General features: G+C 47.0%; 23 protein-coding genes. 18 read left to right on the forward strand and 5 right to left on the reverse strand.

Annotated features, from left to right (window positions below; genetic code table 11):
• The first annotated feature begins 1 nt into the window (after position 1).
• The gene (locus tag AB3351_RS04305) at positions 2-1,627 is read left to right on the forward strand and encodes an aminotransferase class V-fold PLP-dependent enzyme (RefSeq protein WP_371145894.1); all 1,626 of its coding nucleotides are present in this window, start codon (positions 2-4) and stop codon (positions 1,625-1,627) included.
• A 66-nt stretch (positions 1,628-1,693) separates the two neighbouring features.
• Here the strand turns inward: AB3351_RS04305 and AB3351_RS04310 are convergent, their stop codons facing one another.
• Positions 1,694-2,911, reverse strand: a complete 1,218-nt coding sequence (locus tag AB3351_RS04310) for a DUF418 domain-containing protein (RefSeq protein ID WP_371145895.1) — start codon at positions 2,909-2,911, stop codon at positions 1,694-1,696.
• Positions 2,912-3,298: 387 nt separating this feature from the next.
• Here AB3351_RS04310 and AB3351_RS04315 point away from each other — a divergent pair, with 387 nt between their 5' ends.
• The 9 genes from AB3351_RS04315 to AB3351_RS04355 all read left to right on the forward strand — a co-directional run bounded on the left by AB3351_RS04315 (position 3,299) and on the right by AB3351_RS04355 (position 12,524).
• On the forward strand, positions 3,299-3,577 hold the full coding sequence (locus AB3351_RS04315; RefSeq protein WP_371145896.1) for a YkvA family protein: 279 nt from the start codon (positions 3,299-3,301) through the stop codon (positions 3,575-3,577).
• 101 nt (positions 3,578-3,678) lie between these two features.
• Positions 3,679-4,701, forward strand: a complete 1,023-nt coding sequence (locus AB3351_RS04320; protein WP_371146261.1) for a diguanylate cyclase — start codon at positions 3,679-3,681, stop codon at positions 4,699-4,701.
• A 24-nt stretch (positions 4,702-4,725) separates the two neighbouring features.
• Positions 4,726-5,619: an AEC family transporter gene (locus AB3351_RS04325; protein ID WP_371145897.1), complete on the forward strand. Its 894-nt coding sequence runs from the start codon at positions 4,726-4,728 to the stop codon at positions 5,617-5,619.
• Positions 5,620-5,820: 201 nt separating this feature from the next.
• On the forward strand, positions 5,821-7,008 hold the full coding sequence (locus AB3351_RS04330; RefSeq protein ID WP_371145898.1) for a glycerate kinase family protein: 1,188 nt from the start codon (positions 5,821-5,823) through the stop codon (positions 7,006-7,008).
• 8 nt (positions 7,009-7,016) lie between these two features.
• Positions 7,017-8,465: an SLC13 family permease gene (locus AB3351_RS04335; protein WP_371145899.1), complete on the forward strand. Its 1,449-nt coding sequence runs from the start codon at positions 7,017-7,019 to the stop codon at positions 8,463-8,465.
• A 4-nt stretch (positions 8,466-8,469) separates the two neighbouring features.
• Positions 8,470-9,156 carry a response regulator transcription factor gene (locus AB3351_RS04340; RefSeq protein WP_371145900.1) on the forward strand — a complete coding sequence of 229 codons (687 nt, stop codon included), beginning with the start codon at positions 8,470-8,472 and terminating at the stop codon, positions 9,154-9,156.
• 4 nt (positions 9,157-9,160) lie between these two features.
• Positions 9,161-10,519 (forward strand): sensor histidine kinase, encoded by a 1,359-nt coding sequence (locus tag AB3351_RS04345; RefSeq protein ID WP_371145901.1) that lies wholly within the window; start codon positions 9,161-9,163, stop codon positions 10,517-10,519.
• The gene (locus AB3351_RS04350) at positions 10,520-11,173 is read left to right on the forward strand and encodes a PepSY domain-containing protein (protein ID WP_371145902.1); all 654 of its coding nucleotides are present in this window, start codon (positions 10,520-10,522) and stop codon (positions 11,171-11,173) included.
• A gap of 163 nt (positions 11,174-11,336) precedes the next feature.
• Complete coding sequence (locus AB3351_RS04355; RefSeq protein WP_371145903.1) at positions 11,337-12,524, forward strand: MFS transporter; 1,188 nt, start codon at positions 11,337-11,339, stop codon at positions 12,522-12,524.
• Between the two features lie 51 nt (positions 12,525-12,575).
• Here AB3351_RS04355 and AB3351_RS04360 read toward each other — a convergent pair whose 3' ends face one another.
• Positions 12,576-13,334 carry a TrmB family transcriptional regulator gene (locus AB3351_RS04360; protein WP_371145904.1) on the reverse strand — a complete coding sequence of 253 codons (759 nt, stop codon included), beginning with the start codon at positions 13,332-13,334 and terminating at the stop codon, positions 12,576-12,578.
• A gap of 133 nt (positions 13,335-13,467) precedes the next feature.
• On the opposite strand from AB3351_RS04360, the gene AB3351_RS04365 reads away from it, so the two are divergent.
• Positions 13,468-14,466: a glycerophosphodiester phosphodiesterase family protein gene (locus tag AB3351_RS04365; protein ID WP_371145905.1), complete on the forward strand. Its 999-nt coding sequence runs from the start codon at positions 13,468-13,470 to the stop codon at positions 14,464-14,466.
• 33 nt (positions 14,467-14,499) lie between these two features.
• A complete protein-coding gene (locus tag AB3351_RS04370) occupies positions 14,500-15,195 on the forward strand; it encodes an aspartate/glutamate racemase family protein (protein ID WP_371145906.1) in 696 nt (231 codons plus the stop codon).
• 69 nt (positions 15,196-15,264) lie between these two features.
• Here AB3351_RS04370 and AB3351_RS04375 read toward each other — a convergent pair whose 3' ends face one another.
• Positions 15,265-15,714 (reverse strand): SRPBCC family protein, encoded by a 450-nt coding sequence (locus tag AB3351_RS04375; RefSeq protein WP_371145907.1) that lies wholly within the window; start codon positions 15,712-15,714, stop codon positions 15,265-15,267.
• Between the two features lie 118 nt (positions 15,715-15,832).
• On the opposite strand from AB3351_RS04375, the gene AB3351_RS04380 reads away from it, so the two are divergent.
• Positions 15,833-16,639, forward strand: a complete 807-nt coding sequence (locus tag AB3351_RS04380) for a DUF6597 domain-containing transcriptional factor (RefSeq protein ID WP_371145908.1) — start codon at positions 15,833-15,835, stop codon at positions 16,637-16,639.
• The gene (locus tag AB3351_RS04385) at positions 16,639-16,869 is read left to right on the forward strand and encodes a DUF3951 domain-containing protein (protein WP_371145909.1); all 231 of its coding nucleotides are present in this window, start codon (positions 16,639-16,641) and stop codon (positions 16,867-16,869) included. The genes AB3351_RS04380 and AB3351_RS04385 overlap by 1 nt, the downstream gene beginning before the upstream one ends.
• A gap of 10 nt (positions 16,870-16,879) precedes the next feature.
• Here AB3351_RS04385 and AB3351_RS04390 read toward each other — a convergent pair whose 3' ends face one another.
• Positions 16,880-17,317 (reverse strand): MaoC/PaaZ C-terminal domain-containing protein, encoded by a 438-nt coding sequence (locus tag AB3351_RS04390; protein WP_371145910.1) that lies wholly within the window; start codon positions 17,315-17,317, stop codon positions 16,880-16,882.
• Positions 17,318-17,409: 92 nt separating this feature from the next.
• Here AB3351_RS04390 and AB3351_RS04395 point away from each other — a divergent pair, with 92 nt between their 5' ends.
• The gene (locus AB3351_RS04395) at positions 17,410-18,138 is read left to right on the forward strand and encodes an MOSC domain-containing protein (protein ID WP_371145911.1); all 729 of its coding nucleotides are present in this window, start codon (positions 17,410-17,412) and stop codon (positions 18,136-18,138) included.
• Here AB3351_RS04395 and AB3351_RS04400 read toward each other — a convergent pair.
• Positions 18,098-19,021 carry a DMT family transporter gene (locus AB3351_RS04400; RefSeq protein WP_371145912.1) on the reverse strand — a complete coding sequence of 308 codons (924 nt, stop codon included), beginning with the start codon at positions 19,019-19,021 and terminating at the stop codon, positions 18,098-18,100. The genes AB3351_RS04395 and AB3351_RS04400 overlap by 41 nt on opposite strands.
• Before the next feature lie 127 nt (positions 19,022-19,148).
• On the opposite strand from AB3351_RS04400, the gene AB3351_RS04405 reads away from it, so the two are divergent.
• From AB3351_RS04405 to AB3351_RS04415, 3 genes are read left to right on the forward strand one after another with little or no spacing between them, the layout of a single operon-like run.
• Entirely contained in the window at positions 19,149-19,736 is a 588-nt protein-coding gene (locus AB3351_RS04405) for a TetR/AcrR family transcriptional regulator (RefSeq protein WP_371145913.1), read from the forward strand.
• A gap of 17 nt (positions 19,737-19,753) precedes the next feature.
• Positions 19,754-20,299, forward strand: a complete 546-nt coding sequence (locus tag AB3351_RS04410; RefSeq protein ID WP_371145914.1) for an HXXEE domain-containing protein — start codon at positions 19,754-19,756, stop codon at positions 20,297-20,299.
• A 10-nt stretch (positions 20,300-20,309) separates the two neighbouring features.
• The gene (locus AB3351_RS04415) at positions 20,310-20,513 is read left to right on the forward strand and encodes a hypothetical protein (protein ID WP_371145915.1); all 204 of its coding nucleotides are present in this window, start codon (positions 20,310-20,312) and stop codon (positions 20,511-20,513) included.
• The last annotated feature ends 43 nt before the right edge of the window (positions 20,514-20,556 follow it).

Genomic DNA, 20,556 nt, shown 5'->3' on the forward strand with positions numbered 1-20,556 from the left:
AGTGTCGCGCTATACATTCAAATTAGCGACGGAAGAGTGGGAATTCAACGAGATTCATAAGCTAAACTATGAAACCTTCGTAAAAGAGATTCCTCAACACGCGGAAAATGATAGAGAGCGGTTGGTGGATGCTTTTCATGAGGAGAATACGTATATGATTGCTCTGTGCGGCAGCGAATTGGCTGGTATGATTGCGGTGCGGGGAAGCAGACCGTTTTCGCTGGACCGAAAACTTGAAGCATTGGACACATACCTGCCTCGTGGATATCGTATGTGTGAGATACGCTTGCTCTCTGTTAGGAGAATGTATCGAAGTGGTCGTGTTTTTGTCGGGCTGGTACAGCGACTGCTTGCATACTGTACAGAGGAGGGATATGAACTGGCGCTGATCTCAGGCACCGTTCGACAGCAGAAGCTTTATCGGCATCTGGGTTTTGTCCCATTTGCTTCCCTTGTTGGTACGAGGGAGGCGCAGTATCAGCCTATGTATGCTACACGAGAGATGTTGATGAAGAACATTGCTGTTCTTACTAAAGAAGCATCAGATTCAGCAGTGCCGCCAATCAGCTTTCTTCCGGGGCCGGTTCAGGTGGAGGAACGGGTGCGGACAGCATTTGAGCAGTCGGCAATCTCTCATCGCTCGGCACAGTTTGTCCATGATGTTCAGCAGGTAAAACGCTCGTTATGCCAATTGACGAATGCCCGGCATGTAGAGATGATGCTTGGGAGCGGAACGCTTGCCAACGATGTAGTTGCCGGGCAGCTTTCACGGTTGGGGAAGCGGGGACTGATTTTATGTAATGGTGAATTCGGTGCAAGATTGATCAAGCATGCCGAAGGACTGCGACTTTCCTTTCAGACATGGCATATGCCGTGGGGGGAGGCTTTCGTGGCCGAAGAGATTGAGGAGTTGCTTCTACGTGATGCAAGCATTGATTGGATATGGGCGGTGCACTGTGAGACTTCGACGGGTATGATGAACGATATCACAATGCTGAAGCGACTGTGTGCCACATACGACATACGGTTATGTTTGGATTGCATCAGCTCTCTTGGTGTAGTGCCTGTTGATCTACGCGGTGTATATATAGCATCATCGGTAAGTGGCAAGGGGCTCGGAGGGTATCCGGGTCTATGCATGGTATTCTATCATCACGATGTTCACCCCGCGCCGGATATGCTGCCGAGGTATATGGACCTTGGCGTGTATGCGGCATATAATGGTATTCCGTTCACGCAGTCCTCAAACCTCATGTACGCATTAAAAGAAGCGCTTGTGCGTTATCGTACGGAGGAACCGTTCGTACGCATCGCCCAATTTGCAGCTTGGTTTCATTCGCATCTTTGCGCATGCGGCGTACGGAGCCTGTGTGCAGATGAACAGAATTCTTCAGCAGTCTTCACGATTGAGTTGCCTCCCTCTGTGTGTTCGCGGACATTGGGGGAGCAATTAGAAGAAGAGGGATACATAGTGAGCTACCGCAGTGCTTATTTGCTGGAGAGAAACTGGATGCAGTTCTCCTTTATGGGAGAGTGTGATAAGGAGCGCGCTTTCGCTTTGCTGAATTGTTTTCTAGAAAAGCTCTCTTCTCCTTCAAACGAACTGATAAAAAAAGATATGCGATAGTACTTCTACAAAAAAGGCTTTTGCTTTCTTATCACAGAAAGCAAAAGCCCTTTTTTCTTCAGAATCTTATTTTGCTGAGCGAATGTGCTCTCTGCGCAGTGGCTGGAAATATCCGTATGTCAACGAGCGCCAGAGCCATTCGAGCGGACCGAAACGGTAGCGCGTAAGCCAGAAACGGCTGTACACAATCTGCAGACCATATATTCCTACGCAGAGAAAGGTGCCAAAGGCGAGGCTCATCCGATTGAACAGATCAAAGCCATAAATAACGGCAAGGCTCAGAGCGGTCTGCATGATATAGTTGGTCAGCGCCATCTGTCCGACAAAGCCGAGCGGACGCAGCCGCTTTTGCCAGCTTTGCTTTTGAAGCAGTAATACAAAAGATGAGATATAGAACAGACACAAAGGCGCGCCGCTCATGGTAACAAACAACTGGATGGCCAGCGGTTTATTGGCATCGAATGCAAGAATATCCATATGAACCAGGGCGACGGCTGCAACAAGCGGTGCGCTTATCAGCAGACTTATTATCCAGACGCGTGTAACAAATGTTCTATGCTGCTCCGGGTGCTGGAAGATGCCGCGGCGTCCGGCATACAGACCGAACAAAAACAAGGGAAGGATGGCCGGTATCAAGAATGGAGCATTGCTTAAAATAAGAGTTACCTCTGCCTGAAGCCGATACGCAAGCCATTCAGTATACGAAGCATCCTGATACATCCGTACGGCTTCTTCTAGTTTAGCTGCACTGATGACCTGCTGCTGCGCAGCATACGAGGAAGTAGGCTCAACTACCAATTGAAGGGCCAGCAGCGCATAATAGCTGCACAGCAGCCCTAAGCCCCAGCCGATCAGCGCCGTATTGCTGCGCTTATAGAAGAGAAGAAGGAGAAAACCGACCAGCGCGTATGTATGTAGAATATCGCCAAACCATAAGAAGATCAGATGCAATAAGCCAAAAACAAGCAGTATAAGCAGTCGTCGTGCAAACAAACCAGCGCTCTTTATGTTTTTTTGTTCAGCCCGGCGCATAAAAATATAAAATCCGAGTCCGAATAGAAAGGAGAACATCGTATAAAATTTTGTCTGCACAAACATATCAAAAAATATGCGGATGCCATTATCGAGCGGAGACAGATGCTGCGGCAAAGTATAGATCTGCCGGATAAAAGCAGGAGAATGGAAGGCAGGCATGTTAACCAGCAGAATACCAAACAGGGCGAAACCCCTGATAATATCTAACGATACAATACGGCTGTGTCCGGAAACGGGAGTTGCTCTCATGCGTAGTCTCTCCTTTTTGTATGCTTGTCTCTTTTTATCATACTTTTGCTTAGTATAAAAGGGAGACGAGTGAAAAATCAGGCTGTAGACGGAAAAAAGTGCAGCCTCAGGAACGATCAGCGTATCCCTTGACTTGATGTATAATATTCATTATGATGTACACAATAAAATTTGTGCTTTCTCCAAAGGGGAGTAGCTAGGACAGCCAAGTCGTCATCTCGGGATCTGTATCTCCGGCTTGGTTGGCAGCATGATTGTTGTTAGCGAGACCTTTGCCACAGGGTAAAGGTTTTTACTGTATAGAAACCTTTGCCAATCACAGGTAAAGGTTTTTTGTATATGTGGTAATGGACGGCAGATGATTTACTTTTATAGGAGGAATTACCCTTGAGGAAATTTATTAATAGACTGCGCTTTATTTTGAACGTACGACGCTTTATCCCGTTTCTGGGTGCGTTTTTTACCTCGCGTGAGGTGCCGATAAAGAAAAAGGTTGTCTCTGTTTTGCTTCTGGCTGGCTATATCGTGTTTCCGTTTGATCTGATCCCAGATTTTTTAACGTTTTTTGGCATTGTTGATGATCTGGCGGTTCTAACCTTTGTCTTACAGCGCATTGTACGAATGTCTCCCCAACATCTCAAAGATAAATATGGAGCATTAGAATAAGAGAAAGAGAGGGTGCGGGCGAACGGTATTTCGCATCCATTCGGGGGAAGAGTAGCGTCATGATTCAATCCGTACTATCAAATATAGCTGTTATTTTACTCATGCACTTTTGTATTGAAAATTACAAGGCGTATGCCAGAAATAGAAGGAGTAAGCCGATACAGGTGAGTATAGGAATCGTTGCGATCGTTTCAGCCGCTTCCATCGCCATGCTGTATCTTCCTATTACCTACAATGGCTATCGCTTTGACCTGCGTGCGATCCCCCTTGTCTTTCTCGCGTCTCTGCGCGGTGGCAAGGAAGCGCTGCCTGCCCTTATTCTTGTCTCTGCTTGGCGATTCGGGATGGGAGGCGAGGGGGCAGTGCCGGGAGTGCTGTTTGGAATGGTGCTCCCTACATTATTTTCACTACGATTCAACGCTGCGCGCAGGTTTGTGCTTTTTAGTTCCGTTTGGGCCATTTCTGATGTGCCAATCATCTTTATCGTTCCGGATGGATGGCGGGCTTTCCTGACGATTTTTCCTGTGCGATATCTATCATTTCTTCTGGCGGCGTATATTCTTTATGTTTTTATTCGTAGTTCATGTCGACAACAGAAGATGCAGGAGCGGCTGCTGTTCCTTGCTGAGCGGGACCCGCTTACGGAACTGTATAATGTGCGCAAGTTCTTCGAATGTGCACAACAAGCATCACAGTCAGCAGTACCTGGTTATATCGTGCTGCTTGATGTTGACTATTTCAAGAACATCAATGATACATACGGTCACCTCACAGGCGATATTGTATTAAAGCAGCTTGCCGCAATTCTTCGTGAACGATGCAAAGAGATTGATAGAGATGCATGTCCTGTCTTCGTCGGGCGTTACGGGGGAGAAGAGTTTATTTTGTACATATCCACCCCCAACGATAGGAACGTGTCCTGTTTTCTTGAGAATGTGCGTCAAGAGGTTGAAAGCACAACTTTTCTAGCAGAGGATGGAGTGGTTCTGCCGCGGATAACCGTATCGATTGGAGCTGCAAAATTGCTTCCTCCCTTTGATCTGAAGCGAGCTGTTTTGGTGGCGGATACATGCTTGTATAAGGTGAAAGAGCAGGGGCGTAATGGCATATGCATGTATGAATAGGATGAGATAGGTGGGAGAGGTCGTATGATTTTTGTTACTGTCATTTTGCCCGTAATTCTTATTTTTTTAAGCGGCTATATACTACAGCGCGTCTTTCATCTTGATTTAAAGCCGATCTCTGCCATGGCGATTTATATTTTGACGCCGGCACTCATATTTCGAACCTTTTATACCACACCGTTAAATAAGAATCTTTTTTACATCGTGGTTATTTCCCTTCTTCTGCTTCTGAGCCTCATACTTTTGACGATGCTGACAGCCAAGATATTCAAATACGATAAGCAGAAGGAAAGCGCTCTGATGCTTTCCACCGCTTTTATGAACAGCGGAAATTACGGCGCGCCGATTATTCTTTTTGCTTTTGGGGAAGCGGGCTTTGCCTATTCAATACCGCTGATGGTGTTTCATTCGATCATCATGAGTATATTTGGTGTGTATTTTGCCGCCCGAGGCCAAAGCGGCATGCAGGCCGCGATCAAGACGGTGCTTAGAATGCCTGCGAACTATGCGGTTGTTTTGGCGGTATTGCTGCAGCAGCTTCATATTGAGATTCCAATTAATTTCTATCAAACGATTGATATGGTGGCCGAGGCCGCGATCCCAGTCGTGATGCTGATCCTGGGGATGCAGCTTGCCAATGTGTCTACCTCCTACATTGAGTGGAAGGGGATCAGCCTGGCGAGCATTATTCGCCTCGTGGCTTCTCCTGCGCTTGCCTATGGAATCTGCCAGTTCTTCCCGCTTGATCCGCTTCTTCAGAACGTACTGGTGACCACTGCTGCGATGCCGTGCGCAGCAACAACGACGATGTATGCGATTCAGTTTAACGCCAAGCCGCAGTTTGTATCCAGCAGCACGCTTGTGACGACGCTGTTAAGCTTTGTCACGCTTACCATTCTGCTGAGCATCCTGCATTGAATATAATATAATGATGTTTTATGAATCCCCTGCAGATGGACTATAGACGTCCTGGCGGGGGATTCTTTTATCATTACGGTGTCTTCTAGCGATCTATAGGCCGTGGTTTCTAATCAATTCTTAATGTTTCTTTAAACCGATTTTAGTTTTGTAAAGCTATTCTACTAGAAAATACTAGAAGGTTTTGAGGAGTGATTAAGAATGAAAATTGTGATTGCACCGTCAGGATTTAAAGAATGCCTGGACGCAGAGGAAGTAGCGTTAGCGATGGAACGGGGAGTAAGGCGCTTTGACCCGTCGATTGAACTCGATGTCATTCCGATGATGGATGGCGGAGAAGGGTTTGCCAAATCGATCGTGAAATTGAAGGGGGGACAGTTGATTTACAGGGAGGTAACAGGTCCGGTCGGGAAGGAAATCGTGAGCTACTTTGGTATTTTTGAAGAAAAAAATAAACGAACAGCCGTGATTGAAATGGCAGCAGTTGCAGGATTAAAGCTTGTGCCCCGTGAGCAAAGAAACCCATTGAAAACGTCAACCTATGGGGTAGGAGAGCTGATTCTCTCTGCGCTTGATCTAGGGGTTGACCATATTTTAATCGGCTGCGGGGATTCAGGCACATCAGACGGAGGAGCAGGAATGGCCCAGGCCCTGGGGGTACGATTCTATGATAAGAAACGTCGCATCGTGGATATTGAAGGTGGAGGCGATTTATTACAGGTTGACTTTATCGACACGACGCAGCTGGACCCACGCTTACGCCAGGCTGTAATCAATGTGGCATGCAACTGGACGAATGTGTTATGCGGCGATAAAGGGGTAGCTCGAGTGTTCGGTCCGCAGAAGGGAGCAACGCCGGAGCAGGTAGAGCAACTCTCGGCGGCATTCGAGCATTATGCGTCTCTAATTCAAGAAGCGGTATCGCTTGATGTCCGATTTTTACCCGGCAGTGGTGCCTCCGGTGGATTGGGTGCAGGATTGATCGCTTTTGCAGGCGCCTCCTTACACCCGCGTTTTCATCTTATTATCGACTACATTAACATAGAAGAAAGAATTGCGGCAGCAGATATTGTCATAACAGCAGAGGGGGCTCTGGATTTTCAAACACCAAATGAGAAGGTTCCTTCAGAGGTCGCTCGGATTGCGAAAAAAAATAACATTCCGGTCATCGCCATAACCGGCACCATTGGCAAGGGGGCTGAGTTAAATTATCTTGCCGGGATCGATGCATATGCCAGCATTATTCAAAAACCAACCACGCTGGAAACAGCGATGAAAAATGCTCCGCTCTGGATTGAGGAAAGTATAGAATCCGTCCTGCGGCAAGTATTCATTGGTTTAGAGGTTGCGAAGCGAAATATCAGTCAGCAAGAGGTTTATCAAAAATGAGGACAGGCATGCACAGCAATGTCCAGAAAACGCAGCGTATGTATTCGCTGCTCGATCAAACGGCGGTTAAGATGGCTCTTCTCATCAGCGTCCATGTGCTGTTCTTGTTGCTGATCATGTGGACGGATGGTTTGGACTATCGGGCCAAGGTTTCTTTATTCGCGTTCCTTTCTGCTATGACCCTGTGGGTGGGTACGAAGATTCCCGCTGGATTTGTGGCTGTTGGCCTTCTCGTGTTCATCGTTTTTATGCGGGCGGCGGAGGCGGAGCTGCTGTACGATGCCCTTGCTGAAGAGGTTGTTTGGCTGATGATTGGCGCGTTTATCATGGGAGAAGCTGTGAAGCAGTCAGGGTTGGCCGAGCGGTTCAGCCGATCTATCATGAGTAGATCCACGAAAAAGAGCCAGGTGCTTTTTGGGACTGCCTCCGTCTTGGTTGCTTCCGCTTTTTTTATCCCGTCTACATCGGGAAGGGCTGCTTTATCCATGCCGATCATCAAGCAGTTGGCTCAAACCTTTACAGGTGAAGAAAAAAGGGCGCTGGCCGTTATGGTGCCTGTCATCATTTTAATGAGCACATCCGCCACGTTAATTGGTGCTGGGGCTCACATTGTTGGCATCGGGATACTGGAAAAGACGGCGGGTCAATCGGTTTCTTTTTTACAGTGGATGATGTGGGGAGCGCCGTTTGCTGTTGTCATTACGGCGCTTACCTTTGTTATAATAAAAAAGATGCTGTGGCCAAAGGACGGAGCGGAAGAGATCGAACATCTAAGGGGAAAAGCAGAGGCCCAATCCCCTCAGCCTTTTCATGTGCAGGAAAAGAAAACGCTCGGATTAATCTCCGTTTTAATGATTGGTTGGGTGACGGAAGGGATACACGGATATGATACCGCGCTAGTCACAATGGGCGGGGCGATCTTGATGATGCTGCCCACATATGGAGTGATTAGCTGGAAAAAGGGACTGCAGTCGGTTTCCTGGAATTTAATCGTATTTGTTGCGGCGGCAACGGCACTTGGCAAGGTGCTGGTTGATACCGGAGTTGTTAAATGGATGGAAACAGAAATGTTTGGTGCGCTGCATGTATTCGTTCATCCTCCGGAATGGTTAACGGTCCTCGTGATCCTGCTGATCACAGTCACAAGTCATTTATACATTACCTCCCATACGACACGTGCTGTCGTCTTTATCCCGAGCTTATTGATTTTTGGAAAGACGGTTGGTGCTGATCCTGCGGCGGTTGTATTCTTAAGCTTACTGGGGATGAACTATTGCATAACGTTTCCTGTCAGTTCAAAGGCCTTGCTGCTATTTTATGAGGACGGGAACATTTCTTATGATGCAAAACAGCTAATAAAAGTAAGTGCGGTCCTAATGCCCCTCTACATTATTGTGATGATGGTTTTTTACTTCGCATTTTGGAAGTGGACGGGGATGGACTTACACATGAGGTGACAAGGTGAAAAAGCATATTTTACTCGTTGAGGATGATGAGAAAATTGCCCGGGTGATTCAACTGGAGCTGGAGTATGAAGGGTATGAAGTCAGCATCGCCTATGCAGGACGCGAGGGAATGGCTATTCTGGCTAAGGAGAAAATCGACCTGGTTATCTTAGATGTAATGATTCCTGAGTTGAACGGTATGGAAGTACTGCGCAGGATGCGTCAGGAGGACAACGAGACGATTGTCATTATGCTGACGGCACGCAATTCTGTATATGATAAAGTGAATGGGCTTGATGCAGGTGCGAACGATTATATGACCAAGCCTTTCGAAATTGAAGAGCTATTGGCCAGAATCCGAGCGCACCTGCGCATGAAGGAGAACGTTCTTTCTGCGGGAGAATCGGATATCCTCAGAATCCGTTCGCTTACGATTCATATACATACGAGAGAAGTGTATAAAAATGACCAGCTTATTGAATTAACGCCAAGAGAATATGATTTGCTCCGTTATTTAGTGAACAATAAAAACAGGGCGCTTGAACGGGAGCAAATCTTAACCGAGGTATGGGGCATGGATTATTATGGAGAGACGAATGTGGTCGATGTGTATATCCGTTATTTACGAAAAAAATTAGCCGATTCAAAGGAAGAGCACTTGATCCAAACGGTCCGCAGTGTCGGATATATGATAAAGGAATGAGGGTATGAGATTACAAGCCCGAATCCAGTTATCCACAACGGTTGTTTCTATCGTTCTGCTGCTGATTGCCAATACCGCTATTTATTTTATATTTAAAAATGTGGTGGTGTCTTCTGAACAAAGCCGTCTCGCTCAAACAGCAGGCAACATTGTTAAGGAGCTGAATACGAACAAGAAGACAAGCATGGAGCAGATATTGCAGACGTATGTAATGAGCGATGGGGTGATCCATATCATTAATTCGAAGGCTGTACCGCTCATTCAGAAGACAACAAATGAATCCAAGGAATACCGAAATATACCGGGGACGTTCAAAAATGGTCAGTTTGAAGGTGTTGTGGTGTATAAAGGCTCTACCTTTATTATGGCTTCGGTTCCTACGATTTATGAAAATGGAGAGATCGTTAACTTACAAGTTTTTGAGAACGCGAACGCTCTCTATGAAAATATTAATGATTTAAAATGGGTCATCGTGTTCGCAACGATGAGCGTCATTATAATTTTATTTGTGACAGGTCGTTTTTTAGGTCAGGTTATTTCGTCACCGATACAGCGCCTGACGCAAACGATGAAGACGATTGAAGAAAAGAAAACGTATGATCAAATTGATATTACAAATCAAGAGAAGGATGAAATTCATGAAATGGCGATGACGTTTAATCGCATGATAGCAAAGCTTGAGGAAAGCTACGCGAAGCAGGAACGATTTGTTTCGGATGCTTCTCATGAATTGAAAACACCGTTAACCGTAATTGACAGCTATATTAAACTCTTGCAGCGGTGGGGAAAAGAGCGGCCGGATGTATTGGAGGAAGCGATCGAAGCGATCGGGTCGGAAGCAAGCCGGATGAAATATGTAACAGAGCAATTACTAGAATTGGCAAAACCGGAAGAGATGATCCATGATTATAAAGAAGTGGTAAATATCGTACCGATCGTTGAAAAGACGATTCAACGATTGCAGCGGACGTATGACCACACGATCGAGTTTCATCATGAGAAGCAGGACTTTTTTATCGAAGTTCATGAGCAAAGCTTTGTTCAAGTACTCATCATCTTAATAGACAACGCCAAGAAGTACGGACGTTCCCGAATCGAGGTAGGGCTAAAAGAGCAAGAGCAAATGGTACATCTTACTGTGAAGGATTATGGGATCGGCATTCCGTTGGAGGCTGGAGCCCACGTTTTTGACAGAATGTATCGTGTAGATAAAGCAAGAAGCCGTAAAACGGGAGGCTCGGGCCTGGGCCTCTCCATTGCGAAGCGAATTGTCGAACAACACCATGGTGACATCCTTTTGGAGAGCGTGGAAGGCAAGGGGTCTACGTTTACCGTCATCTTTCCGAAGCTGGAGGCGCTATAAATGAAAGTGAAGGTTACACTTCTTGTTCTTAGTATAGTGGGCGTAGCTTTCCTATTGTTTGAGATGGTTTATAATGAGCATCCAACGTTCATTACAGCCAAAAAGGCGGAAGCGGTGGCCACAAAACTGTACGGAGGAAAAGTACTAGAAACGAGAGCCAACAAGGCCGATTATCAAATATCCTTAGAAAATGACCGGGGATTGTATGAACTGCATGTAGATGCCAATACGGAGAAAATCTACGATATAAAACTGATCAAAAGAAAAGACACTCCTCTAACGCTGGAGGAGGCGGTTGGCAGGACGGGACAGAAGCATACGATAACAGATGATTTGACGAACAACGGTGTCACTGCGGTTCCGCTTACTAAGCAGGAAGCAAAGGCAATCGCCCTAAAGCAGCTCGATGGTCAAATTACAAACATCTCCACCGTATCCACCGAAAAGGGCTTGCATTATATAGTGACAGTGAACGGGAAAAAAGAAACGGCCAATGTCTATGTGCAGAGCAATAGCGGCATTGTTACATCTACCGTTTGGAAGAAACATGATGATGAGAACGACGATGATCCTAACGATCCTGACGATCATAGCGACGATGATGTAGATGACGACAGGCCAGAGAAGGATGATTCAACATCCGATCCTGAGTGATTCTGTGAATGTATCCTCGCTTCATGAGCGGGGATCTTTTTTTATGGCGATAAATCTATTAATGGTACCATTTGTATTCTTCTTTGAACGAAAGTGAATAAATTTTTCTTGTCATCTTTCTGTAAGGTTACTATAATAGTAGTAACTTTTTAGGGGGATTGCTATGGATCGTAGAATTTACATGCTTGCGATTTCGGCATTTGTCGTCGGAACCGTAGAATTAATTATTGGCGGGATTTTGCATCTGGTTGCTGCGGACCTGCAGGTTTCGGTTAGTGCAGCGGGCCAGTTAATCTCCGTTTTTTCACTTATTTTTGCTATCGCCGCTCCGGTCTTGTTAGCCGCAACAGCAAAGTGGGAGCGGAAGCGTCTGTATATCGGGGCGTTATTCGTCTTTCTGATCGGTAATGTTCTTGCTGTGTTCAGTCCGAGTTATGAAATGCTGCTGGCTGCCCGCGCGCTGGAAGCGGCCAGTGGGGCACTCGTGATCGCTCTGTCGCTTTCCATGGGCTCGGCTCTCGTCGCACCGGAGTATAAAGGACGTGCGCTGGGGATTATCTTTATGGGAATCAGCGGTTCACTGGTGCTGGGCGTTCCCCTCGGCATGGTGATTGGAGAAGCATATGGCTGGCGGGCGCCGTTTGTGGCCATTTCGATTTTGACGGTCCTCGTTCTGCTCAGCATGTCTATCCTGCTGCCAAAAACAGAGGCGGCAGGTGAGCAGGTGCCGCTGCGGCAGCAATTCAGTGCGCTGAAACATTCGAAAATCGCCAGTGCCCAGCTCGTATCCTTTCTTATGCTGACCGGACATTTAACGTTGTATGCATATTTTACGCCGTTTTTGCAGTCCGCCATTCATATGGAGCAGGGCATGCTTAGCGTCGTGTATTTCATTTTTGGGATTGCGGCTGTCATGGGCGGCGGCATCGGAGGCTGGATTTCGGATAGATGGGGTGCAGGCCGCTCCATTTTGACGATGATTCCGCTGTTTGCTCTTTCCATGCTTGTGCTGCCGCTTACCACCCATGTGCCCCTGTACGTATTTTTGGCGGTAGTGATCGTGTGGAGCGCATTGAGCTGGGCATTTTCTCCCGCGCAGCAGACGTACTTAATTGCAAATGCCCCGGAGACGTCTGACATTCAGCTTGGTCTGAATCTATCCGCTACCCATCTGGGCATTGCGTTTGGCTCCATGATCGGCGGCGTTGTGCTGGAAAAAAGTTCGGTGGTATACAATGCGTGGGCAGGTGTTGTCTTTGTGCTGCTGGCTTTCGGTTTTGCCTGGTATTCGATTACCCGCTCCCCCGCTCGCCAAGCGGAGACGGCGCCCGCGTCGCAGCAGGCGTACTGACGCCAATAGCTGTAAAAAAAAGGATGTGTCCGATGAGGACGCATCCTTTTTTTAATAACGCAAGCGCAGCAAAATGCTTGGTATCTCCTCATCCCGCATGAATTGATCCCCGTATTTCTCGGCGATCTTTGCCAGAGCCAGATCATGAAAGAAGAACTCGATGAAGAATTTCACAAACGGCGGCGACATCGTTTTCATTGCCTGCCAACGGCCGTGTTCTCCTCCGGCAAACAGACCGGTCTTCTCATCGACGATGATGAGCTGGAACTGCTCTAACTTATGGTGCTCATCCGCGGGTAGAAGAACGTGCACGTTCGCAAGGTCGGCCTCCATCTCCCCGACGACAAGCGCGGTAACGGCAATGCCCTGCCGCTCTTTTTCCTCTAGGAGCGGTACATAGTCAGCGAACGTATCGTGCCATGCCGAAATGAAAATGGACTCGCTTGCTTCCGCAATCATCTGCTTGCATTGAGCGTGAATGGATGCTCCGTTTTTTAAGCTCCATACGCGGTCATCTGCGATGGTTCGCTTGGGCTTTGCGGCCTGCAGGGCCTGGATGTTTGCTTCAAATTCTTTTGTGAGCTTCTTGATGGCGATCGATAGCGGGAGCGCGGAATACAGCTTCTTTTTCTCTGAGACAGTATCAAGGATCATCCCCTTTTCAATCATGCGGGATAGCACTTCGTATACTTTGGCTTTTGGCACGCCGGAATATGTAACGATATGCGTCGCGTCCATAGGTTCCTCGCTTGTAACTAGCGTTTGATATACTTGACTTTCATATTGGGAAAAACCGAATTTCTGCAGCATAGCTCCTCCTGAATCATAGGCAGACGAACTGCCTGTTCCTTATGATTGTACCAGTTTCTCTCGTCCAGTTTCTACTGCAGGAGGTGACAGACTATTTTTTTCAGTGGTGCAGGGGATTTTTCGGTTTTGTGGAATGTATAACATACATTTAATTGGTAAAAGGGGAGGGGGGAAAGTGAAACGCAAATGGTTTTTGTTTTTTGTGATCATTGCTGTTTTCATGTATGTAAATAACAGTTCTTTTTTTGCAGATCGACGTACCGGCGAGCCGCTGCTTTTAGCACATCGCGGCCTTGCGCAAACGTTTTCTATAGAAGGTGTAACCAATGATACGTGTACAGCGGAGCGTATATACAAACCGGAACATCCGTACATAGAGAATACGATTCCCTCCATGGAAGCTGCTTTTCGAGCTGGCGCTGATATCGTTGAATTCGATATACGACCGACAAAAGATGGGCAATTCGCAGTGTTTCATGATTGGACTCTTGATTGTCGAACAAATGGAAAAGGCGAGCCAAAAAACTATACCATGGCGGAGCTGAAAAAATTAGACATTGGATATGGCTATACGTTTGATCATGGAAACACGTATCCTTTCCGGGGCAAAGGCATCGGGCTCATGCCGTCTATGAGCGAAGTTCTCGCCCATTTTCCGGAGCGATCCTTTTTGCTGCATATAAAAAGCAATGATGCGAGGGAAGGAGAACAGCTTGCACAGTATCTCTCTACCCTATCAGAAAAGCGCCTGCGTCAGCTGACCATATACGGTGGGGACCGGCCGATTTCTGCCGTAAAGGAAAAGCTCCCCCAGGCTCGGGTGATGTCAAAGTCCACGATGAAAAGCGGCTTACTTCCTTATCTGATTGTAGGCTGGACAGGGTACGTTCCAGCAGCATTGGAGCATACACAGCTGCATATTCCTGAAAAAATAGCGCCGTGGTTGTGGGGTTGGCCGGACCGTTTTTTAAATCGGATGGATAAGGCGGATACTCGTGTCATCGTCGTAGGGGGAGATGGGAGTGATTTTTCCAGCGGGTTTGACACGCCAGAAGATATAAAGCGCCTACCTCCCAACTATAGTGGTGGGATTTGGACGAATCGGATTGATCGAATCGCTCCTTTGTATTAAAAATAAGAAAAGATAGAGAGAAAGGAAGAAAATATGAAAACAATCGGTTTAATTGGCGGAATGAGCTGGGAGTCATCGATTGAATATTATCGTTTGATTAATCAATTGGTGAAGCAGCACCTGGGCGGCCTTCATTCAGCTAAGAGCATGATGTATAGTGTTGACTTTGAGGAAATTGAACAATACCAACGGACAGGTAAGTGGGAAGAAGCGACTGCTATGATGACGGATATTGCCGTCAAATTAGAGGGAGCGGGCGCTGACTTTCTTGTGATTTGCACCAATACGATGCACAAAATGGCCAATGAAGTGCAGGCTGCGGTTGCAATTCCGCTTCTGCATATCGCTGAAGCTACCGCTGACCGTATTGCATCCCAGGACATAACAAAAATCGGCCTTTTAGGAACCAAATATACGATGGAACAGGATTTTTATAAAGGCAGATTACTCAACAGGGGAATGGAGGTGCTTGTTCCGCAAGAAGAGGATAGAGAGGCTATACACCATATTATTTATGATGAGCTCTGTAAAGGCACCATTTTGCCTGAATCGAAAGAGAAATATAAGGAAATCATCGGCAGGCTTGTTGCGGAAGGAGCCGAGGGAATCATCTTGGGCTGCACGGAAATTACGCTGCTGATAAAGGATGGGGATTCTCCTGTCCCTCTGTTTGATACGACATACATTCATGCGGAGACGGCAGTGGAGCTGGCTTTGCGTACACCATAATCCTTTCTGTGACAGCAACGTACGACCCCACACAAAAAGCCACCTGCTGCGAGGTGGCTTTTCATCGTCTTAGCTGCCCAGATCCAATGTTTTCCCGGTTTCTGCATACGTTTTGATATTGCTTAGAATCATTGGCCAGGCTTGCCGGGTGTTGTCATAGGATGGGTGATCGGCCGGCCACTGGTCATTGACCAGGCTCAGCTTCGTGCAAGCGCCGATCGGCTCTAGAGTAATGGTCACGCGCGTTGTAAGCTCGGCGTGGTTAGGGTAATAAGCGGGTCCCGGATGCTCCAAATAGCTGAATATCCGGTTCGGTTCAAACGCCAGTAGCTTGCCGTATACATGTACTGTATCGTCACCCTCCGGTCCCGGGCCTACGTATGCCAGCTCGTCTCCGACCTGAAAGGTCGAGCGAATGGTGCAGCCGTACATCGTCTGTGAGACCCCCTCATCCGAAATGAGAACGTTCCACACGTCCTGGGGTGGGACTGCGATATAATACTCATAACTCAAGTCCATGCGTATGCCTCCTGTATGGTGCGAGATTTGGAATTGTAAAGAGATGTTCTGGCTGTTACTCTTACTATAAGAAAAAAGTGGAAAGCTGTATTGTAAAAACGCGACAGGAGGGCTGCTTATGAAAAACGAGCAGAATAAGCTGCCAAAAGGGCTGCTTCATCCGACGGCTAACGAAAAGAAATTCTCGCTAAAAAGATTTGGTCCTTCCTCTGATGCGGGCTATTTCATACAGCATTATTGGATCGTCAGATGGAATCTGCCGGATCAAACCTCTCATCTTCAAACGCTGATTCCTTACCCCAACGTCAATCTTGTTTTTGAAAAACACCGCACCCGGATTTACGGTGTGGCAAAATCAATATCTACTCATCTGCTGGAAGGGTATGGGTGGGTGATCGGCATAAAATTTAAGCCCGGGGGATTCTATCCGTTTTTCCAAAAGTCTGTATCCGAATTGACCGATCGTTCTCTTTGTGTGGAGGAAGTGCTCGAAAGTGACAGCGTTTCTCTTGAGGAAGCGATTCTTTCACAGCCGGATGACGAACAGATGGTGAGCCGGGTGGAAGCCTTTATACTGGAGCATCTGCCTGAGCGGGACGCGAATGTGGAGCTTGTTAGTAATCTCGTCAGCACGATTCAAAATGATCGAACAATCAGTAAGGTAGAGGATGTAGTCCGTATAACCGGGATCAACAAGCGAATGCTGCAGCGGTTGTTTGAGCGCTATGTCGGAGTCGGACCCAAGTCGGTCATTCAGCGCTATCGGCTCCATGAAGCAGCCGCACTGATCGACGAGGGGACTGTAACGGATTGGCTGGATCTATCAGCAGCGCTCGGTTATTACGATCATTCGCATTTCATCAGAGATTTTCGATTGATTGTGGGCTTGTCACCGGAAGAGTATCGAGAGAAAAGGAGTAAATAATGAATAGTTTTCTTGTGTTTACCGTCTTCTTCACAGGAGCCGTGGTTTTGCTGATTGGCATTATTATCGGGAAGATGCTCAGCAAAAAAGAAATACCGGATAGCTACTATACTCCTTTTGATCATATTACCGCTCAGTCTGCTGTTGAATTTCATGAAGAAAAAGAAGAAAAGGAAGAAGAAGACGGCCAGGGTGATGATAAGGAGAAAAATAACCGCAGCAAGAAATGATATGTATGTTCTATTGCGGCATCGTTTTCAAAAAGGCATTGCACTGCATTTTCAGAACGACGGTATCGTCCTGATTCGATGCCGTGAATTGCAACGTCAGCAGACCTCTTTTTCCGCTGGAAGAGCGTTTTTGACCGACAACTTCCACCTCGGTGTATAGCCGATCCCCTGGGCGTACCGGAGCGGGCCACTGCAGATGATCCAATCCGGTTCCGCCGAGGATTTCTGTGCTGAATCGGTTGCTCTGTACCCATTTATTCCAAATTACGCTTGCGGTGTGAAGACCGGATGCGATGATGCCTTTAAACGGACCGTTTTCAGCAAATTCGCTATCGATATGAATCGGCTGCGGGTCATATTTACGGGCGAATTCATCGATTTCCTCAGCGGTAATAAGTACGGCATCCAATGTGAAACGCTGGCCGATTTCAAACTGTTCAAAATACATAGGCAAAAACTCCTTTTACGCTTATCATAGCTGTGGGGCTTTATCTAGTCAATTTTGTAGGATATAAAATAGTCAGATAGGGGAGAGGACATATGGTAATTGGAGAAATTGGTGAGATCATTCGATATCCAATCAAGTCATTTCAAGGGGAGAGCGTTCAAAATACAACAATAGAGTCCTATGGTTTATATGGCGATCGCAGTCATGCTTTCCTCGATCTGACAAGACCGGGGAAGTTCCTGACGGCGACCCAGCTTCCAGAAATGGTCGCATACCGCGCTCGGTTTACCGGACCGGAAAGCACAGAGAGGTTTCCTGATATTATGGTTACAACTCCAAATGAGGAGACGTATATGTGGGGGAGTGATGCCCTCCGGAAGAGGCTTGCGGAGGCATCAGGTAGAGAGCTTTCGGCGATTCAGTATGCGCCGCACCACGTTCCAATCGGTGCCATCGAGGAAGAACACCTTTTACTGACGACAGATGCATCGCTCGCCAAGCTAGAAGAGCTTTGGGGCGAGCGGGCAGATAACCGTCGTTTTCGCCCCAATATTTGCCTATCCCTTTATGAGCCGATTCCTTTTCTTGAAGAGACATGGTTTGGCAAGCATCTAATCGTAGGAGAAGCAGAGATCATAGTCAAGCGGCACTGTGAACGGTGTATGATTATCACGATTGATCCGGATACAGGCGACAGGTCGCCCTCCCTTTTGAAAACAGTAGCACAGCAAAGAAGCAATTATTTTGGTGTGTATGCATCCGTACAGCGAACCGGAAAAATTAGCGTAGGTGATAAAATTTATCTTGCTGATGATATGTAATATCCCTATCCGGCTGCTTCTTAGCGGACCGTGAAGATAAATACACCCCCGTGAAAATAATGAGAAGACCGATGATAAGGTTTGGAGTAATCGGCTCATTTAATAAGAGATAGCCCCACACCATGGCGGTTACCGGAATAACGTAAGTGACAGTGCTTGCAAATTCCGGTCCACCGCGCATCATCAAATCATAATAGAGAAGGTGAGCAATGCCGGAGCCGAAGCATCCAAGTCCGATGACAGCAAAAATAGAAAGAGGATCGAGCAGCAGCATAGGAGTGAGGGGCTCTGTTATAAGCATTCCCACAATACCTGCGACCGCGCCGAACAGCAGGGAGTAAAACGTGATCGCCAGCACGCTGATGCCGGATAAGAACCGCTTCGTATAGTGCGAAGCAAAACCATAGCTTAACGTTGCCAGTACCATGGTTCCGACACCAATGAAGCGTTGTCCCAACAGGTCTCCAATCTGGAAATTCATCAATGTTACAATACCGAAAAAACCAACGAAAATACCGACCCACTGTTTTTTGGTAAGCGTGGCCGAAAACAGTAAAAAACCGAGCAATCCTGTCCAAAGCGGTGTCGTCGCATTAAGCACGGAGGCGGTGCTGCTGTCTATTTGGGTTTCGCTTAGCGAGATCATTCCCCAGGGGAAGGCTGCATTACAAATTCCCACTACCGCTATAGATCCCCAGGGCAGCTTTGTAGGAAATTCCCTCCGCTTCCACCAAACCGCTGGCAAAAGAATAAGAGCACCGGCCAGACACCGCAAAAACACGGTTCCCCATACGCCCGCAGGCTCAAGCAACCACTTCATAAACACAAATGATAATCCCCAGATAAAGCTAAGGCCGAGTAAAGTGCTGTATAAACGAATCATCTTCTTGCTCCTTTTCACAAAATTTCTTTCATTATGAAATAATTTCGCTGCAGGGTCTTTTCATATCTTGCTTTTTTATTTTATCAACTTATAATGTAAGTAAGTACTTGCATTAAGGAGAGTGTTGATGGAAAAGGATATACAGGATACAAGAGAGAGAATTTTGCAGGCGGCTACTGCCTTGATGAAGGTGCACGGCTTTAAAGGGGTGACAACCAAAGCAATCGCTGGTGAGGCAGGCGTCAATGAGGTTACACTATTTCGTCATTTCGGCAGCAAAAAAGCGATTCTTGAAGCAATTATCAAACAGTGGACGTTAGACCGCAGTGTGCTGGAGCAGGTAAAGCAGCAGATTTCGTGGGAGCTTGAAAAGGATTTGCATTTATTTGCATCCGCTTACCAGAAGTTTGTCCGTGAGCATCAAGAAATCATTATGATTATCATCAAAGAGATCAGCTCCTTTCCGGGGCTTGATGAGAAGTGGGCTGCGGTGCCGGGATTGCTGAAGCAGCTTCTGCTTGAATATCTGCAAGAGATGCAGGCGAGAGAAGAGATTATAGATACGAATCTAGAGGCACAGGCTCTGGCATTTTTATGGATGAACATGGGGATGTTTATGTCGCAGCGTCTTCTAGGAGAAAGAATGATGTCTATGCAGCCGGAGGAATTCCTGGATGCGAGCATTCATACTTTTGTGCGCGGACTTCAGCGGTAAAAGAGGAGGATGAGGGGATGCTGCTCGATAGCATTAATATGTATACATGGATTTGGCTGTTTCTCATTGTGTTCATGCTGCATGATTTTGAAGAAATTATTACCGTGGAGACATGGCTTACCAAAAACAAAACGAAGGTGCTTCATCGGTTTCCCTCGCTTGTCACACGGTATCAAGCAGTGTTTGAACGACGGTTTGCCATGAAGACAGCGCAATTTTCGTTTGCGGTGGCCTGGATTTTTGTCCTTCTCTCGGTGATTACGTTTTATACGAGCCAGACACTAGCGTATGGTGGCTCTTTCCTGTTTTATGTTGCTGCCCTGCACGTATTGTTCGGCAATGTGTGGACGCATGTAATCCAGAGTGTGGTGCTGCGCGGGTATACACCGGGCGTAGTAACGGCAGTCATACTCGCTCTTCCATACACTCTATATATGTACAGCCGCCTGCTTGCAGAAGGGTATATTACATGGTCGCTAATCTGGATTGCCGTTCCTTTAAGCATTGTGCTGCTTCCGGTTGTTTTCTTCGGCTTACTTCTTGGGCGCAAGTGCATTTCATAGGAGGTTGGAGATGGGCTTTATTTTTTTGATTGCCTTTGGCATTGGATTGTTTGGTTTGGGCTGTCTGATTGTTGGCGGGTACTTGGTTCATCGAGCCTTACGGAAAAAGAACTGGCTGCCCTGTCTTGGTACAGTCTTATTATGGTGGATCGCCTGGGAATGTCTCTCGTTTTTCTGGGAGATCTACATCGGTGTACGAAATTTTACGCCATAAGAAGGTACAGCGAAACGAAAACAGCCGGTTCCTAGCGGAACCG

It is taken from the genome of Aneurinibacillus sp. REN35 (assembly GCF_041379945.2).
In the GTDB taxonomy this organism is placed as follows: Bacteria; Bacillota; Bacilli; order Aneurinibacillales; family Aneurinibacillaceae; genus Aneurinibacillus.

Coding starts and splice junctions, on each gene's coding strand:
- AB3351_RS04370 (WP_371145906.1), top strand. CDS start 14,500: ATGAAAACAATCGGTTTAATTGGCGGAATGAGCTGGGAGTCATCGATT.
- AB3351_RS04405 (WP_371145913.1), top strand. CDS start 19,149: ATGGAAAAGGATATACAGGATACAAGAGAGAGAATTTTGCAGGCGGCT.
- AB3351_RS04385 (WP_371145909.1), top strand. CDS start 16,639: ATGAATAGTTTTCTTGTGTTTACCGTCTTCTTCACAGGAGCCGTGGTT.
- AB3351_RS04335 (WP_371145899.1), top strand. CDS start 7,017: ATGCACAGCAATGTCCAGAAAACGCAGCGTATGTATTCGCTGCTCGAT.
- AB3351_RS04350 (WP_371145902.1), top strand. CDS start 10,520: ATGAAAGTGAAGGTTACACTTCTTGTTCTTAGTATAGTGGGCGTAGCT.
- AB3351_RS04325 (WP_371145897.1), top strand. CDS start 4,726: ATGATTTTTGTTACTGTCATTTTGCCCGTAATTCTTATTTTTTTAAGC.
- AB3351_RS04400 (WP_371145912.1), bottom strand. CDS start 19,021: ATGATTCGTTTATACAGCACTTTACTCGGCCTTAGCTTTATCTGGGGA.
- AB3351_RS04380 (WP_371145908.1), top strand. CDS start 15,833: ATGAAAAACGAGCAGAATAAGCTGCCAAAAGGGCTGCTTCATCCGACG.
- AB3351_RS04390 (WP_371145910.1), bottom strand. CDS start 17,317: ATGTATTTTGAACAGTTTGAAATCGGCCAGCGTTTCACATTGGATGCC.
- AB3351_RS04330 (WP_371145898.1), top strand. CDS start 5,821: ATGAAAATTGTGATTGCACCGTCAGGATTTAAAGAATGCCTGGACGCA.
- AB3351_RS04355 (WP_371145903.1), top strand. CDS start 11,337: ATGGATCGTAGAATTTACATGCTTGCGATTTCGGCATTTGTCGTCGGA.
- AB3351_RS04395 (WP_371145911.1), top strand. CDS start 17,410: ATGGTAATTGGAGAAATTGGTGAGATCATTCGATATCCAATCAAGTCA.
- AB3351_RS04360 (WP_371145904.1), bottom strand. CDS start 13,334: ATGCTGCAGAAATTCGGTTTTTCCCAATATGAAAGTCAAGTATATCAA.
- AB3351_RS04320 (WP_371146261.1), top strand. CDS start 3,679: ATGCACTTTTGTATTGAAAATTACAAGGCGTATGCCAGAAATAGAAGG.
- AB3351_RS04345 (WP_371145901.1), top strand. CDS start 9,161: ATGAGATTACAAGCCCGAATCCAGTTATCCACAACGGTTGTTTCTATC.
- AB3351_RS04415 (WP_371145915.1), top strand. CDS start 20,310: ATGGGCTTTATTTTTTTGATTGCCTTTGGCATTGGATTGTTTGGTTTG.
- AB3351_RS04310 (WP_371145895.1), bottom strand. CDS start 2,911: ATGAGAGCAACTCCCGTTTCCGGACACAGCCGTATTGTATCGTTAGAT.
- AB3351_RS04375 (WP_371145907.1), bottom strand. CDS start 15,714: ATGGACTTGAGTTATGAGTATTATATCGCAGTCCCACCCCAGGACGTG.
- AB3351_RS04410 (WP_371145914.1), top strand. CDS start 19,754: ATGCTGCTCGATAGCATTAATATGTATACATGGATTTGGCTGTTTCTC.
- AB3351_RS04365 (WP_371145905.1), top strand. CDS start 13,468: ATGTATAACATACATTTAATTGGTAAAAGGGGAGGGGGGAAAGTGAAA.